At 73.3% G+C, this 15597-nt stretch carries 11 protein-coding genes; 7 read left to right on the top strand and 4 right to left on the bottom strand.

What is annotated here, in order from left to right; genetic code table 11:
- Nucleotides 1-81: 81 nt before the first annotated feature.
- The 4 genes from AB0I68_RS01505 to AB0I68_RS01490 all read right to left on the bottom strand — a co-directional run bounded on the left by AB0I68_RS01505 (nucleotide 82) and on the right by AB0I68_RS01490 (nucleotide 5590).
- Nucleotides 82-2529 carry a transglutaminaseTgpA domain-containing protein gene (locus AB0I68_RS01505; protein ID WP_363175118.1) on the bottom strand — a complete coding sequence of 816 codons (2448 nt, stop codon included), beginning with the start codon at nucleotides 2527-2529 and terminating at the stop codon, nucleotides 82-84.
- Entirely contained in the window at nucleotides 2526-3893 is a 1368-nt protein-coding gene (locus AB0I68_RS01500; RefSeq protein ID WP_363175117.1) for a DUF58 domain-containing protein, read from the bottom strand. Before AB0I68_RS01500 ends, AB0I68_RS01505 begins: the two co-directional genes overlap by 4 nt.
- Entirely contained in the window at nucleotides 3893-4903 is a 1011-nt protein-coding gene (locus AB0I68_RS01495) for a MoxR family ATPase (RefSeq protein ID WP_363175116.1), read from the bottom strand. The genes AB0I68_RS01500 and AB0I68_RS01495 overlap by 1 nt, the downstream gene beginning before the upstream one ends.
- A 135-nt stretch (nucleotides 4904-5038) precedes the next feature.
- Complete coding sequence (locus AB0I68_RS01490; protein WP_363175115.1) at nucleotides 5039-5590, bottom strand: carbonic anhydrase; 552 nt, start codon at nucleotides 5588-5590, stop codon at nucleotides 5039-5041.
- A gap of 311 nt (nucleotides 5591-5901) precedes the next feature.
- Between AB0I68_RS01490 and rsmH the strand changes: the two genes are divergently transcribed.
- From rsmH to murD, 7 genes are all read left to right on the top strand, one after another.
- Nucleotides 5902-6861 (top strand): 16S rRNA (cytosine(1402)-N(4))-methyltransferase RsmH, encoded by a 960-nt coding sequence (gene rsmH, locus AB0I68_RS01485; RefSeq protein ID WP_363175114.1) that lies wholly within the window; start codon nucleotides 5902-5904, stop codon nucleotides 6859-6861.
- Nucleotides 6858-7433, top strand: a complete 576-nt coding sequence (locus tag AB0I68_RS01480; protein ID WP_363175113.1) for a hypothetical protein — start codon at nucleotides 6858-6860, stop codon at nucleotides 7431-7433. Before rsmH ends, AB0I68_RS01480 begins: the two co-directional genes overlap by 4 nt.
- 441 nt (nucleotides 7434-7874) lie before the next feature.
- Nucleotides 7875-9881, top strand: coding sequence for a penicillin-binding protein 2 (locus AB0I68_RS01475; RefSeq protein WP_363175112.1), 2007 nt, complete (start codon nucleotides 7875-7877; stop codon nucleotides 9879-9881).
- Between the two features lie 45 nt (nucleotides 9882-9926).
- Entirely contained in the window at nucleotides 9927-11654 is a 1728-nt protein-coding gene (locus AB0I68_RS01470; RefSeq protein ID WP_363175111.1) for a UDP-N-acetylmuramoyl-L-alanyl-D-glutamate--2,6-diaminopimelate ligase, read from the top strand.
- Nucleotides 11651-13075 carry a UDP-N-acetylmuramoyl-tripeptide--D-alanyl-D-alanine ligase gene (gene murF / locus AB0I68_RS01465; RefSeq protein ID WP_363175110.1) on the top strand — a complete coding sequence of 475 codons (1425 nt, stop codon included), beginning with the start codon at nucleotides 11651-11653 and terminating at the stop codon, nucleotides 13073-13075. The genes AB0I68_RS01470 and murF overlap by 4 nt, the downstream gene beginning before the upstream one ends.
- Nucleotides 13072-14142, top strand: a complete 1071-nt coding sequence (gene mraY / locus AB0I68_RS01460) for a phospho-N-acetylmuramoyl-pentapeptide-transferase (protein WP_363175109.1) — start codon at nucleotides 13072-13074, stop codon at nucleotides 14140-14142. Before murF ends, mraY begins: the two co-directional genes overlap by 4 nt.
- Nucleotides 14124-15551 carry a UDP-N-acetylmuramoyl-L-alanine--D-glutamate ligase gene (murD, locus tag AB0I68_RS01455; RefSeq protein WP_363175108.1) on the top strand — a complete coding sequence of 476 codons (1428 nt, stop codon included), beginning with the start codon at nucleotides 14124-14126 and terminating at the stop codon, nucleotides 15549-15551. The genes mraY and murD overlap by 19 nt, the downstream gene beginning before the upstream one ends.
- Nucleotides 15552-15597 lie beyond the last annotated feature (46 nt).

The raw sequence follows: 15597 nt of genomic DNA, 5'->3' as shown, positions 1-15597 counted from the left end.
CGCACCGCTCGCGGCGCCGCAGCGGGGGCGCCGCCCCCGAGCCCCCGCGGCCGGGCGCCTCAAACGCCTGCGGGGCTGAAATCAGCCGCGGCTCCGGAGCGGGATGCGGGCCCAGGTGCGGGAGAGCAGGGCCGAGGCCCGGGCCAGTGGGGCCGCGGCCCGGGCCGTCAGGGACGACCAGCGGGCTGCCGCCGACCAGCGCAGGCGCACCGCCGAGCGGGGGAGGAGCAGCGCACGCAGGCGCGAGCCGCGGCCGACGGCCCCGAGGAGCGCGGCGCGCGCCAGCAGGACGTCCGCCGCGAGGGTCTCGTACGGGGCCTCCTCGCCGGGCGGGGCGTACAGCGCCCGCTCCACCGCCCCCGCGACCCGGTGCACCGCATCCGCCGCCTTTGGCTCCAGCCGGCCCAGGACGACCAGCCGCGCCGCCGCCCGCCGGGGCGACAAGGCCTCGTCCGGCGGGATGTTCACGTCCCAGGCCGCGTCGCCCAGCTCCTGCCAGGCCGGCAGGACGCGCCCCGCGGCCAGCCGGCGGCCCCGCGCCCGCGTCCGCCACAGCAGCGGGAGCAGCGGGAGGGCCAGCAGGGCCAGCACGGACAGGATCCAGCCCAGTACCGCGGTCAGTGACGGGCCACCGCCTGCGGATCCCGTGTTCGGGTGGGCCGCCGCAGCCCCGCACTCGCCCAGCTTCTTCAGCTCCGGCGGGCAGTCGTCGGCCTTCGACGGCGCCGCCGACGGCTGCGTCGCGCCCTGTGAGGGCAGCGCCGTCGGTGCGGACGGCTGGGCGGCCGGGGTCTCCGCCCGGGAGTAGTCCGGAATCGTGATGCCCTGGCGCGGCGTCGGCTCGAACCGGGTCCAGCCCACGCCCTCGAAGTACAGCTCCGGCCAGGCGTGCGCGTCCCGCATCGACACGTTCACGCTGCCGTCCGACTGCTTCTCACCGGGCGTGAACCCCACCGCGACCCGTGCCGGGATCCCCAGCGAGCGCGACATCGCCGCCATCGAGAACGCGAAGTGGATGCAGAACCCCTCCTTGTCCGCGAGGAACCGGGCGATGGCCTGCGGCCCCGTACCCGAGGCCACCTTCGTGTCGTAGCGGAATCCACCGTTCACGGCGAAGTAGTCCTGGAGCTTCACCGCCCGCGTGTAGTCGTCCTTCGAACCCTTCGTGACCTGGCGGGCCGTATCGGCGACCACCGGCGGCAGATTGTCCGGAAGCTTCGTGTACTCGGCCTTGATCGCCGGATTCGCCTCCGGCGCCGCCTGCAGCTGCACCGCCGTCGGCCGCAGCAGCAGGCTGCGCACCGTGTACATGGAGCCCTGGACGTTCTGGAACCTGTCCTTGCCCAGCTGGTCCCCGACCAGGGTCCGGCCGACCGGCTCGAACCGCCACTTGCCGGGGATGTCCACGCCCGTCGCCGGGTACGGCATCGGCAGGTAGCGCTGCGCGTACGTGTCCGCCGCCGAGATGCTCGTCCGTACCTCGGTCCCGGTCGCCCGGACCTGCTCGCTCAGCCCCGGCGGGGTCGGCAGCCGCTCCGGCACATCGGTCAGGGCACGCCCCGAAGCCTCCCACTTGACGCCGTTGAACTCGTCCAGCGCCAGGATCCGCAGGTACTGCTCGCCGAGCTGCGGGCTGTCCGTGCGGTACTTCAGCACCACCCGGTTGTCCTGCGCGTTCAGGCTGCCCTGCAGGGAGACCAGCGGGTTGACCGCCGAGATCGTCCCGCCGACGCCGGCGCCGCCGCCCTCGGCCTCGCCCCGCGCACCCAGCAGCCCGCCGCCGAGAGCGGGCAGCACCGCCGGCACCACCAGCGCGATCCCCAGCGCCACCGCGCCGATCCGCCGCCCGGTGCGTACCGGGGCCAGCGCCTGGCCCGTGCCCGCGCCGCCGCCCCCGTACCCCGAGGCCGCCGACACCCGCTCGCTCGGGGCCGCGCCGAAGACCCGGCCCCACCGTGCGAGCCGGTCGCGGCCCTCGGCCAGCAGCAGCAACAGGTAGCCGCAGCCCGCCAGCGTGAAGGAGACCGCGGAGGCCCCGGCGCCGCCGGAGAGCCCCGCGGCCACCGAGTACAGCGCGAGCAGCGGCAGCCCGGCCGCGGCAGCGGTCCGCAGGGTCACCGCCAGCAGGTCCACCAGCAGCCCGATCAGCAGCACCCCGGCCAGCAGCAGCAGCCGGATGCCGTCCGTCAGCGGCGCCGGGATCGCGAACTCGCCGACGTCCTGCACGCCCCGCCGGAACAGGGCGCCGAAGTCCGTCACCAGATAGGCCATCGGCCCGGTCCCGGTGGACTCGCCCTTGCCCGCGAACAGGAACATGAGCACCAGCAGCGACACCAGGGCCTGCGCGGCCACGGTCAGCGTGCGCCCCAGCGGCACCCGCCGGGCCCCGGCCCCCACCCCGCTCTGCACGGCCAGCAGCAGCGCCGCCTGCAGCAGCCAGCCCGCCGAGTCCACCAGCGAGGCCAGCGACCACGAGGTGAGCAGGGTCGCCAGCATCGCGAAGAGCGTCACGCGCGCTCGCCCGCTCATCCCCAACCTCCGGAAGTACCCGTGCCGAGCGGAGCGTTCCCGGCCTGGCGCCACAGCTCCCCGAACGCCACTCCGGGCGGTGCGGCCAGCGCTGTCCAGCCCGCGTCGCGCAGCCTGCGCACCCGCGCCTCCACCCGCGAGGGCCGCCCGGCCCAGAGCGCGGAGTCCAGGACGAAGGCCACCGCGCCTCCGCAGCGCACGCGCATCTTGGCCGCCAGTTCCGTCTGTACGTCGTCCAGGTCCCCGAAGAAGGCGATGAGGAGCCCGTCACCGCCGGCTCCGCCGAAGCCTCCGCCGCCGTTGCCACCGCCGCTGCGCACCGCGTCGTACGCGCGCGAGAGGCCGGCGCCGTCGGAGTGCCCGACGACGGCGAGGGTGTCCATCATCAGCCCGGCGGCCTCCGCGGACTCCTGCCCGCCGGAGGAGAAGCCGCCGCCGTCGCCGGGCACCGACGTCCCGGTGTCCGTCAGCAGCCGTACCGAGAAGCCCTGTTCGAGCAGGTGCACCAGGGCCGAGGCGGCCCCGGACACCGCCCACTCGAAGGCCGAGTCCGGTCCGGCGCCCTCGAAGGCGACGCCGCGGGTGTCCAGCAGGACCGTGGCCTTGCTGCGCTGCGGCTGCTCCTCGCGGCGCACCATCAGCTCGCCGTAGCGGGCGGTGGAGCGCCAGTGCACCCGGCGCAGGTCGTCGCCGCGCCGGTAGCCGCGCGGGATCACGTCGTCGTCGCCGGCCAGGGCCAGGGAGCGGCGGCTGCCGTCCCCGTAGCCGGAGGTCTCGCCGGTCAGCCGGACCGGGGGCAGCGCCTCGGTACGCGGAATGACGGTGAGCGTGTCGTACGTGCTGAAGGAGCGGGTCAGCTCGACCAGCCCGAAGGGGTCGGTCAGCCGCAGCTGGAGCGGGCCCAGCGGGTAACGGCCGCGCAGGTCGGAGCGGACCCGGTAGGAGACCTCGCGGCGCCCGCCGGGCTCGACCCGGTCCAGGACGAAGCGGGGCCGGGGCCCGAGTACGTACGGCACCCGGTCCTGGAGCATCAGCAGCCCGGTGGGCAGCCGGGAGACGTTCTCCATGCGCAGCCGGACCCGGGCCTCGGAACCCGCGGGCACCCGCACCGGGGTCAGCCGGCGGCTGCCGGAGACCCGGTGGCGGGTGCGGTGCAGGGTGAGGACGCAGACCAGGGGCAGGACGGCGAGCAGCAGCCCGACCCGGAGCAGTTCGCCCTGACCCAGCACGTACGCGCACAGGGCGGCGGCGACCCCAGCGGCCAGGAAGGACCGGCCGCGGGTGGTCAGCCCCGACAGCGAGGCGCGCAGCCCGCCGGCGCCCCGGCCCTCGCCGCCGGCGCCGCGCGGGGCACCGGCGCTCATCAGAAGCCCCGGGTGCCCGCGCCGGGCGGCATCTCGCCGCGGGCGTGCGCGGCGGGGACGGGGGTGCGCTGGAGGATGTCGTGGACGACCTGCTCGGCGGTGCGCCGATTGAGTTGGGCCTGCGCGGTGGGCAGCAGCCGGTGCGCGAGGACGGGGGCGGCCAGCGCCTGCACGTCGTCGGGCAGCACGTACTCCCGGCCGGACAGGGCGGCCGAGGCCTTCACGGCGCGCAGCAGGTGGAGGGTGGCACGGGGCGAGGCGCCCAGGCGCAGGTCCGGGTGGCTGCGGGTGGCGGAGACCAGGTCGACGACGTAGCGGCGGACGGGCTCGGCGACGTACACCTCGCGCACGGCCTCTATCAGCTTGACGATGTCGTGGGCGTGCGCGACGGCCTGGAGGTCGTCGAGCGGGGAGATCCCGCCGTGCACGTCGAGCATCTGGAGCTCGGCCTCGGGGCTCGGGTAGCCGACGGAGACGCGGGCCATGAAGCGGTCGCGCTGGGCCTCGGGGAGGGGGTAGGTGCCCTCCATCTCCACCGGGTTCTGGGTGGCGACCACCATGAACGGGCTCGGCAGCGTGTACGTCGTGCCGTCGATGGTGACCTGGCGCTCCTCCATCGACTCCAGCAGCGCGGACTGGGTCTTCGGCGAGGCGCGGTTGATCTCGTCGCCGATGACGATCTGCGCGAAGATCGCGCCCGGCTTGAACTCGAACTCGCGGCGCTGCTGGTCGTAGATGCTGACACCGGTGATGTCGGAGGGCAGCAGGTCCGGCGTGAACTGGATGCGCTGCACCGAGCAGTCGATGGACTTCGCGAGCGTCTTGGCGAGCATGGTCTTGCCCACGCCCGGGACGTCCTCGATCAGCAGGTGCCCCTCGGCGAGCAGCACGGTCAGCGCGATGCGTACGACCTCGGGCTTGCCCTCGATCACGCTCTCGACCGAGTGGCGCACCCGCTCCGCGGTGCTCGTCAGATCCGCGAGGCTCGCTCGGTCGTCATACGTCGTCACCTGGTTCTCCTCGGCCCTTTCTGCAGGGCCGACGCCCTCAGCGCACTCCGGCCCACCCCGACACGGACGCCGGCCCGGACGGTTTTCCGGGCGGCGTCTTCCCGCATTCTTGACGGCGTTGTGGCCTTGTGTCACTCACGAGGCGGGATCGATCTCCCTCAGGAGTCCGGTGTGCACGTCGAAGACGAAGCCTCGCACATCGTCGCGGTGGGGCAGGAAGGGGTTCGTCCGGACCCGCTGCATGGACTGGCGGACGTCCTGGTCCACGTCCCGGAAGGCCTCGACGGCCCAGGCGGGGCGCTGGCCGACCTCGTCCTCGAGTTCGTGCCGGAAGTCCTCGGTCAGGCTTTCGAGACCGCAGCCGGTGTGGTGGATGAGTATCACCGCGCGGGTGCCGAGGGCGCGCTGGCTGATGGTGAGGGAGCGGATGGTGTCGTCGGTGACCACGCCGCCCGCGTTGCGGATGGTGTGGCAGTCGCCGAGCTCGAGGCCGAGGGCGGCGTGCAGGTCGAGGCGGGCGTCCATACAGGCCACGACGGCCACGTGGAGGACGGGGCGGGCGTCCATGCCGGGGTCCGAGAATTCCGCGGCGTACTGCCGGTTCGCCGACACCAGCCGGTCCGTGACTGAGCCGCCGCTGGATACCTGGGGGGTGGACTCTGCGGGCAGGGATGCGGAAGTCGTCATGCATACGACGGTAGTGGTCACCGCCGGTAAAGGCATCGAGTGAGGATGGACAAAGAAGGTCAAGCGGCCTTGTTGTGAGCTAACCCACAGGAGTGAGGTGAGGGCGGCCAATCAGGTGATTCGCGGCTTTTGTGGGTTCCGTACGAGAGGCGCGCACGGCGCGCGGGGCGGTTCGTTGACCGCGGCGACCGTTGCACTAAAGTGACGCGAACCGGCCGGAGCCCGGCCCTGACCGGCCGCCCGGCCCCTTGGTAACACTCCGCGTGCGCGGCGCGGCGTATGCCTGCCGCGCCGTTATCTGAGAGGGCGCTTTGACTAGCGAGTCCCGACATGTCCCGGTGATGCTCCAGCGGTGCCTGGACCTGTTGGCCCCGGCGCTGGAGAGGCCCGGGGCTGTCGTCGTCGACTGCACCCTCGGCCTCGGCGGCCACAGCGAGGCCCTGCTGACCCGGTTCCCCGAGGCGCACCTGATCGGCCTCGACCGCGACAAGGAGGCCCTGCGGCTCTCCGGCGAGCGGCTCGCGCCCTTCGGCGACCGGGCCACCCTCGTCCACGCCGTCTACGACGAGCTGCCCGACGTACTGGACCGGCTCGGCACCCCGACCGTCCAGGGCGTGCTCTTCGACCTCGGCGTCTCCTCCATGCAGCTCGACGAGGCCGACCGCGGGTTCGCGTACGCGCAGGACGCGCCGCTGGACATGCGGATGGACCAGACGACCGGGATGAGCGCCGCCGAGGTGCTCAACACCTACCCGCCGGGCGAGCTCGTCCGGATCCTGCGCCAGTACGGCGAGGAGAAGCAGGCCAAGCGGATCGTCTCGGCGATCGTCCGGGAGCGGGACAAGGAGCCGTTCACGAACAGCGCGCGGCTCGTCGAGCTGATCCGGGACGCCCTGCCCCAGGCGGCGAAGCGGACGGGCGGCAACCCGGCCAAGCGGACCTTCCAGGCACTGCGCATCGAGGTCAACGGTGAGCTGTCGGTCCTGGAGCGGGCCATCCCGGCCGCCGTGGAGCGGATCGCGGTGGGCGGCCGGATCGCGGTGCTCTCGTACCACTCACTGGAGGACCGGCTCGTCAAGCAGGTGTTCGCGGCCGGCGCGGCCTCCACGGCCCCGCCCGGGCTGCCGGTGGTCCCGGAGAAGTACCAGCCCAAGCTGAAGCTGCTCACCCGTGGCGCGGAACTGCCCACGGAGGAGGAAATCGCCGAGAACCGGCGGGCCGCTCCGGCCCGCTTCCGCGGAGTCGAGCGCATCCGGGAGGCGCGGCTGTGAGCAAAGCCGGGGGACTGGGGCGGCTGCGCGGCGGCTCCTCGGGGCAGGCGGCGCGGACGCCGTTCGTCCTGCTGGTGGTGGCGCTGCTCGCCGGCGGGCTGATCAGCCTGCTGCTCTTGAACTCGGCGCTCAACCAGGGCTCCTTCCAGCTGAGCAGGCTGAAGAAGGAGACGACCGCGATCACCGACGAGGAACAGGCGCTGCAGCGGGACGTGGACGGCTACTCGGCGCCGGACGCTCTGCAGCGGCGGGCCCTTGAGCTGGGCCTGGTCCCGGGCGGCAGCCCGGTCTTCATCGGCCCGGACGGCAAGGTCACCGGCACCGCGGCGGTGGCGGAGGCCCTGCCGCCGCCTCCGGGGGTGACCCCGAGCCCGGCCGGCCCCCCGGCCGCGGTCCCGCCGGGCTCCGCCCCGGTCGGCACCCCAGGCTCCGCCCCGGCCGGCGGCGCCCCGGTCGGCACCCCGGCCGGCACCCCCGGCTCCGCCCCGGCCGGCACCCCGGCCGGCGCACCCCAGACCGGCCAGCCCGTGCAGGGCGGAGCCCCCCAGCCCACCCCGACCCCCGGAAGGTGACGTCGTGACGCGGACCCTCCCCCAGCCACCGCCGGGGGTACCCCCAGCGGGACCTTCCCCCTGCACCGGACCGTCCGCCCCCACCGCGCGCCCGGGCCCTGCCGGGCCCGGCAGGCTGCCCCTGCGCGGGGCCGTCCCGCACCCGCCCTTCTCCCTTTCACCGGGCTCCGCCCGGACCCCGCACGGGCGCGGAGCCGTCGTCGGGGGCCGGCTCCCGGCAACCCGCGCCTCGAACACCGGCGGGGCCGGGTTGCCGCAGCGCGGCAACCAGCCCGCCGGGCGCTCCGGTGCCGGGCGCAGCCCGCACGCCTTCGCCCCCGCCGGGCCGCATCCGGCCCCGCCGGTGTGTGAGGCGCGGGGCCTGGGGCGGAGCCCCGGGTCTGTCCGGCCCCGCCGGCGATCGGGGCACGGGGTGCGGGGCGGGGCCCCGGCGGTGACGGAGTGAGGCCGCAGGACGGGCGGCGGGTGCCCGGGCCCGGACGGGCGCGGCCCGGGGGCGGCGAGCGCGCACGGGCGAACTCGCGGCCCGCGACCCGCAGGCCCGCCCCGGCACGGAAACCGCACACCATCCGCCTCGGCAGCGCCAAGCCCCGGCTGCGCCTCGTCAGCGTCGGGCTGACCCTCGTGATGCTGGCCTTCGTCGTGCGGCTGCTCCAGGTGCAGGCCGTCGACGCCTCCGCGTACTCCGCCAAGGCCTCCGAGAACCGCTTCGCGAGCTACACCCTGGCCGCCGAGCGCGGTGAGATCACCGACCGCAGGGGCGTGGCCCTCGCCACCAGCGTCGACGCGTACGACATCACCGCCGACCCGAAGATGTTCACCCCGCAGGACAGCAAGGCCCCGGACGCCCCCGAGCAGGCCGCCGCCCTCCTCGCGCCGATCCTCGGCAAGGACGCCAAGGAGCTCGCCGCCCGCCTGAAGACCAAGAACACCCGCTACGTCGTCCTCGCCCGCCGCCAGACCCCCCAGGTCTGGAACCAGATCAAGGACCTCAAGCGGGTCTTCGCCGACAAGGCCGCCGCCGACAAGAAGAACAACGGCCCCGGCGCGAACGTCCTCGCCGGCGTGTTCAACGAGGACAGCAGCAAGCGCGTGTACCCGGGCGGGGACCTGGCCGCCGGGATACTGGGCTACGTCAACGCCGAGGGCAAGGGCGCCGGCGGGCTCGAGTCCTCCCTCGACAAGAAGCTGGCCGGCAAGGACGGCGCCATCACGTACGCCCAGTCCGGCGGCCGCCGCGTGCCCACCGCCGGGTCCAGCGAGAAGCCCGCCGTGCCCGGCGAGGACATCGAGCTGACCATCGACCGCGACATCCAGTGGGCGGCGCAGAGCGCCATCACCGAGCAGGTCGCCAAGTCCGAGGCCGACCGCGGCTACGTCATCGTCCAGGACACCCGCACCGGAGAGGTGCTGGCCATGGCCAACGCCCCGGGATTCGACCCCAACGACCTGTCGAAGGCCAGCTCCGCCGCCATGGGCAACGCGGCGCTCCAGGACGTGTACGAGCCCGGCTCCACCGCCAAGGTGATGTCGATGGCCGCCGTACTGGAGGAGAAGAAGGCGACTTCCGAGACCCACGTCGAGGTGCCCAACCGGCTGCACCGCGGAGACCGGCTGTTCAAGGACGACATCGACCACCCGACCTGGTACCTGACCCTCAACGGGGTCCTCGCCAAGTCCTCCAACATCGGCACCATCCTGGCCACCGGCCAGCTCGGCGCCACCCAGCCCGAGGCGAACCGGGTCCTCTACTCCTACCTGGACAAGTTCGGCATCGGGCAGCCCACCGGCCTGAACTACCCGGGCGAGTCCCGGGGCATCCTCGCGCGGCCCGAGGCCTGGTCCACCTCCCAGCAGTACACGATCCCTTTCGGCCAGGGCCTCTCCCTCAACGCCATGCAGGCGGCCTCCGTGTACTCGACGATCGCCAACGGCGGAGTCCGGATCACGCCCACCCTGGTCCGCGGCACCAAGGGCCCCGACGGCCGCTTCACCCCGACCCCGGCCCCCGAGCAGACCCGCGTGATCAGCCCGGAGACCGCCAAGACCCTGGCCGAGATGCTCGAGTCGGTCGTCGACGACCAGGAGGGAACCGGCACCAAGGCCCGTATCCCCGGCTACCGGGTCGGCGGCAAGACCGGCACCTCCAACCGGGTGGATCCGGCCACCGGCCGCTACAAGGGCTACACGGCCTCCTTCGCCGGCTTCGCGCCCGCCGACAACCCGCGGATCACCGTCTACTGCGCCATCCAGAACCCCACCAAGGGCAGCTACTTCGGCGGTCAGATCTGCGGCCCGATCTACAAGAAGGTCATGGAGTTCGCCCTCAAGACCCTCCAGGTCGCCCCGACCGGAGGCGCCCCCGCCGGGCTCCCGGTCACCTTCGACGGCGGCGCCCCGCCCGCCCCCCAGCCCTCCGCACAGCCCAGCCAGCAGCCCGGCCAGTGATCCGGCCGCCCAGCCGGCCCGCCCGAAATCCGTGAGGCACCATCAGTGACAACGATCACCCCGAAACCCGGGAACCCGTCGGCCGCCGACAGCGCGGCCGGGCCCTCGCTTCGCGAGCGGCCCGCCGCGCCCGGTACGCTCACCGCCGTGCCCCACGCTGATCAGCCCAGAACCGCTCAGGAAGACGCCCCGGCAACGCCGCCGGGAGCGCCCCGGCCCGTGTCCGCCCGCCCGACCCCCCTGGGCGAGCTGGCCACCCTGCTGGGCATCGAAGCCCCCGGCGCAGGCGCCGCGGAGCAGCAGTCGCCGCAACAGCCACGGATCACCGGGATCACGCACGACTCCCGTGCGGTGCGTCCCGGCGACCTGTACGCGGCGCTGGCCGGCGCCAAGCTGCACGGCGCCGACTTCGCGGCCCAGGCGGCCGCACTCGGCGCCGCGGCCGTGCTGACCGACCCGGCGGGTGCCGAACGCGCGGCCGCGACCGGACTGCCGGTCCTCGCCGTCGCCGACCCGCGCGGCCGGATGGGCGAGCTCGCCGCCACGATCTACGGCCGTCCCGGCGAGGGCCTGCTCCAGATCGGCATCACCGGCACCTCCGGCAAGACCACCACGGCGTACCTCGTCGAGGGGGGTCTGCGCGGGACCGGACGCAGCACCGGACTGGTCGGCACCGTCGAGATGCGCATCGGCGACGAGCGCATCAAGTCGGAGCGCACCACCCCCGAGGCGACCGACCTCCAGGCCCTGTTCGCGGTCATGCGCGAACGCGGGGTCGAGGCCGTCGCCATGGAGGTGTCCAGCCACGCCCTGGTGCTCGGCCGGGTCGACGGATGCGTCTTCGACGTGGCCGTCTTCAACAACCTGAGCCCGGAGCACATGGAGTTCCACTCGGACATGGAGGACTACTTCCAGGCCAAGGCGCAGCTCTTCACCGAGCGCCGCGCCCGCCTCGGGGTGGTCAACATCGACGACGAGTACGGCCGCCGCCTCGCCAAGGAGGCCGCGATCCCGGTGGTCACGTTCTCCGCCGCGGGCGACCCGGCCGCCGACTGGCGCGCCGAGGACGTGGTGTTCGGGCACATGGACTCCACGCTGACCGTGCTCGGCCCGCAGGGGCAGCGCGTACGGGCCACGGCCCCGCTGCCCGGCCCGTTCAACGTCGCCAACACCGTCGCCGCGATCGTCACGCTCGCCGCCGCCGGCCTCGACCCGCAGACCGCCGCCGACGGCGTCGCCGCGGTCCCCGGGGTCCCCGGCCGGCTGGAGCGGGTGGACGCGGGCCAGCCGTACCTCGCCGTCGTCGACTACGCGCACAAGACGGACGCCGTCGAGTCGGTGCTGCGTGCGCTGCGCGAGGTGACCACCGGCAAGCTGCACATCGTGCTCGGCTGCGGCGGCGACCGCGACACCACCAAGCGCGCCCCGATGGGCGCGGCGGCCGCCCGGTTCGCCGACACCGCCGTGCTGACCTCCGACAATCCGCGCTCCGAGGACCCCCTCGCGATCCTCGCCGCGATGTTCGGGGGCGCCGTCTCCGTACCCGCCGAAGAGCGCGGCACGGTCCTCGTCGACGCCGACCGGGCCGCGGCCATCGCCGCCGCCGTCGCGCGCGCCGAGCCCGGCGACACGGTGCTGGTGGCCGGCAAGGGCCACGAGCAGGGTCAGGACACCGCGGGCGTCGTACGCCCCTTCGACGACCGCGCGGTGCTCCGTGCCGCGATCGAACGCCAGCAACGCAGCAACGTCCGACAGGCCGAGGTGAACCAGTGATCGCCCTCTCCCTCGCCGAGATCGCCGACATCACCGGCGGGCGGCCCCACGACATACCGGATCCGTCCGTGCGGATCACCGGGCCCGTCGTCATCGACTCCCGTCAGGTGGAGGCCGGCAGCCTGTTCGCCGCGTTCACCGGCGAGAACGTCGACGGCCACGACTACGCCGAGCGCGCGGTCGCCTCCGGTGCCGCGGCCGTCCTCGCCGCCCGGCCCGTCGGGGTCCCCGCGATCGTCGTCGCCGATGTCGAGAAGGCCCTCGGCGCCCTCGCCCGAGCCGTCGTCGAGCGCCTCGGCACCGACGTGGTGGCCCTGACCGGCTCCGCCGGCAAGACCTCCACCAAGGACCTCATCGCCCAGGTGCTCCAGGCCCACGCCCCCACCGTGTGGACCCCCGGCTCCCTCAACAACGAGATCGGCCTGCCGCTCACCGCGCTGCGCGCCACGGAGGAAACCCGGCACCTGGTACTGGAGATGGGCGCCCGCGGCATCGGGCACATCGACTACCTCACCGGCCTGACCCCGCCGCGCATCGGACTCGTCCTCAACGTCGGGACCGCCCACATCGGCGAGTTCGGCGGCCGCGAGCAGATCGCCCGGGCCAAGGGCGAGCTCGTCGAGGCCCTGCCGTCCGAGGCCGACGGCGGAGTCGCCGTCCTCAACGCCGACGACCCGCTGGTGCGCGCGATGTCCGCCCGGACGAAGGCCCGTACGGTGCTCTTCGGCGAGGCCGACGACGCCGACGTACGGGCCACCGAAGTCCGTATGACACCGGCGGGACAACCCTCCTTCACACTCCACACACCCACCGGGTGCGGCGAAGTGACCTTGCGCCTGTACGGTGAGCACCACGTGTCGAACGCGCTCGCCGCGGCCGCCGTGGCCCATGTACTGGGCATGTCCGTCGAGGAGATCGCCACCGCGCTCTCCGAGGCGGGCACCTTGTCCCGGTGGCGGATGGAGGTCACCGAGCGGGCGGACGGCGTGACGATCGTCAACGACGCCTACAACGCGAATCCCGAGTCCATGCGGGCCGCTCTGCGCGCGCTTGCCGCGATGGGCGGCGCCGCCAGGGCCGACGGGGGACGCACGTGGGCAGTGCTCGGCCCCATGGCCGAGCTCGGGGACGCATCGTTGGCCGAGCACGATGCGGTGGGACGGCTTGCCGTCCGGCTCAACGTGAGCAAGCTCGTCGCAGTCGGGGGCAGGGAAGCGTCCTGGTTGCAACTGGGCGCATATAACGAGGGTTCGTGGGGTGAGGAGTCGGTGGTCGTGTCCGACGCGCAGGCGGCGATCGACCTGTTGCGCAGTGAACTGCGCCCGGGTGACGTCGTGCTGGTGAAGGCTTCCAGGTCGGTCGGCCTGGAGCGGGTCGCTCTGGCGCTGCTGGCCGGCGAGGGCGAGGTCGCCGACCGATGAGGCAGATCCTCTTCGCCGGTGTCATCGGCATGTTCCTGACCGTGGTCGGCACCCCGCTGCTGATCAAGCTGCTGGCCCGGAAGGGCTACGGCCAGTTCATCCGCGACGACGGCCCGCGCGGCCACGCCGGGAAGAAGGGCACGCCCACCATGGGCGGTATCTCCTTCATCCTGGCCACGATCATCGCGTACGCCCTGACGAAGGTGATCACGGGCAGCCAGCCCACGTTCTCCGGCGTGCTGGTGCTCTTCCTGATGTCGGGCATGGGCCTCGTCGGCTACCTCGACGACTACATCAAGATCGTCAAGCGCCGCTCGCTCGGTCTGCGGGCCAAGGCCAAGATGGCCGGCCAGCTGATCGTCGGCATCGCCTTCGCCGTGCTCGCGCTCCAGTTCAAGGACATCCGCGGCAACGCCCCGGCCTCCACCAAGCTGTCGTTCGTCACGGACTTCGGCTGGTCCATCGGCCCGGTGCTGTTCGTGGTCTGGGCGCTGTTCATGATCCTGGCGATGTCCAACGGCGTGAACCTGACGGACGGCCTGGACGGTCTGGCCACCGGCGCCGCGGTGATGGTCTTCGGTGCGTACACCTTCATCGGCGTCTGGCAGTTCCAGGAGTCGTGCGCCAACGCGCAGACCCTGACGAACCCCAACGCGTGCTTCGAGGTGCGAGATCCGCTGGACCTCGCGATCGTCGCCTCCGCGCTGATGGGCGCCTGCTTCGGCTTCCTGTGGTGGAACACCTCGCCCGCCAAGATCTTCATGGGTGACACCGGCTCGCTGGCCCTCGGCGGCGCCCTCGCCGGTCTCGCGATCTGCTCCCGCACGGAGTTCCTGATCGCCCTCCTCGGCGGCCTCTTCGTCCTCATCACCATGTCGGTCGTCATCCAGGTCGGCTCCTTCAAGCTCACCGGGAAGCGCGTCTTCCGGATGGCGCCCCTGCAGCACCACTTCGAACTGAAGGGGTGGTCCGAGGTCCTGGTGGTGGTCCGGTTCTGGATCATCCAGGGCATGTGCGTGATCGTTGGTCTCGGACTCTTCTACGCGGGATGGGCAGCGGACAAGTGACCTCCTGGCAGGGCAAGAACATCACCGTCGCCGGTCTCGGCGTGAGCGGCATCAGTGCCGCCCGCGCCCTGGCCGGCCTCGGCGCATCGGTGACCGTGGTGGACGGCGGCGACAGCGAGGGCCACCGGGCCCGGGCCGCCGAACTCGGCGAGCTGGGCATCTCCGTACGGCTCGCGGATGCGCAGACGCTGCCCAAGGGCACCGATCTGGTCGTCACCTCGCCCGGCTGGAAGCCCGACAGCCCGCTGTTCGCCGCGGCCGCCGAGGCCGGTGTCGAGGTCGTCGGGGACGTGGAGATCGCCTGGCAGCTGCGCGGCCCGGACGCCGCCCCGTGGCTGGCGATCACCGGCACGAACGGCAAGACCACCACCACGCAGATGCTCGCGTCGATCCTGAAGGCCGCGGGCCTCAGGACCGCGGCCGTCGGCAACATCGGCACCCCGATCATCGACGTGGTGCTCGGCGAGGAGAAGTACGACGTGCTCGCCGTCGAACTCTCCAGCTACCAGCTCCACTGGGCGCCCTCGCTGCGCGCCCACTCGGCGGCCGTGCTCAACCTGGCCCCGGACCACCTCGACTGGCACGGCTCGATGGAGGCGTACGCCGCCGACAAGGGCCGGATCTACGAGGGCAACACCGTGGCGTGCGTCTACAACGCCGCCGACCCGGCCACCGAGGCCCTGGTCGTCGAAGCCGACGTGGAGGAGGGCTGCCGGGCGATCGGCTTCACCCTCGGCGCCCCCGGCCCCTCGATGCTCGGCGTCGTCGACGGCATCCTCGTCGACCGCGCCTTCGTGGAGAACCGGCAGAAGAACGCCCAGGAGCTCGCCGAGGTCAAGGACGTCAACCCGCCGGCCCCGCACAACATCGCCAACGCCCTCGCCGCGGCGGCCCTGGCCCGCGCCTTCGGCGTCGCGCCGCGCGCGGTCCGCGACGGGTTGCGCAACTTCCGCCCCGACGCGCACCGCGTCGCGTACGTGGACGAGGTCGGGGGGGTCACGTACATCGACGACTCCAAGGCCACCAACACGCACGCCGCCGAGGCCTCCCTGGCCGCCTTCGAGCCCGTCGTGTGGATCGCCGGCGGCCTCGCCAAGGGCGCGACCTTCGACGAGCTCGTCCAGAAGTCGGCGAAGCGGCTGCGCGCCGTGGTGCTGATCGGAGCCGACCGGGCGCTGATCGCCGAGGCGCTGGCGCGACACGCCCCCGAGGTCCCGGTCGTCGACCTCGACCGGACCGACACTGGGGCGATGCTCGCAGCGGTCCGGGAAGCGGCCCGGCTCGCAGAGCCCGGCGACACGGTTCTGCTGGCACCGGCCTGTGCCTCGATGGACATGTTCGCGAACTACAACAAGCGCGGGGACGCATTCGCGGACGCGGTGCGCGAACTGGCCGCCGAGGGCGCGTAGGTCCGGCCGGCCCGTTCTCAGGTCGGCGAGTCCTCCCCGACCGGCT

The sequence above is a fragment of the Streptomyces sp. NPDC050448 genome (assembly GCF_040655295.1).
Classification (GTDB): Bacteria; Actinomycetota; Actinomycetes; order Streptomycetales; family Streptomycetaceae; genus Streptomyces.
Note: the sequence above shows the minus strand (reverse complement) of the source record. Positions and strands in the feature narration are given on the sequence as shown.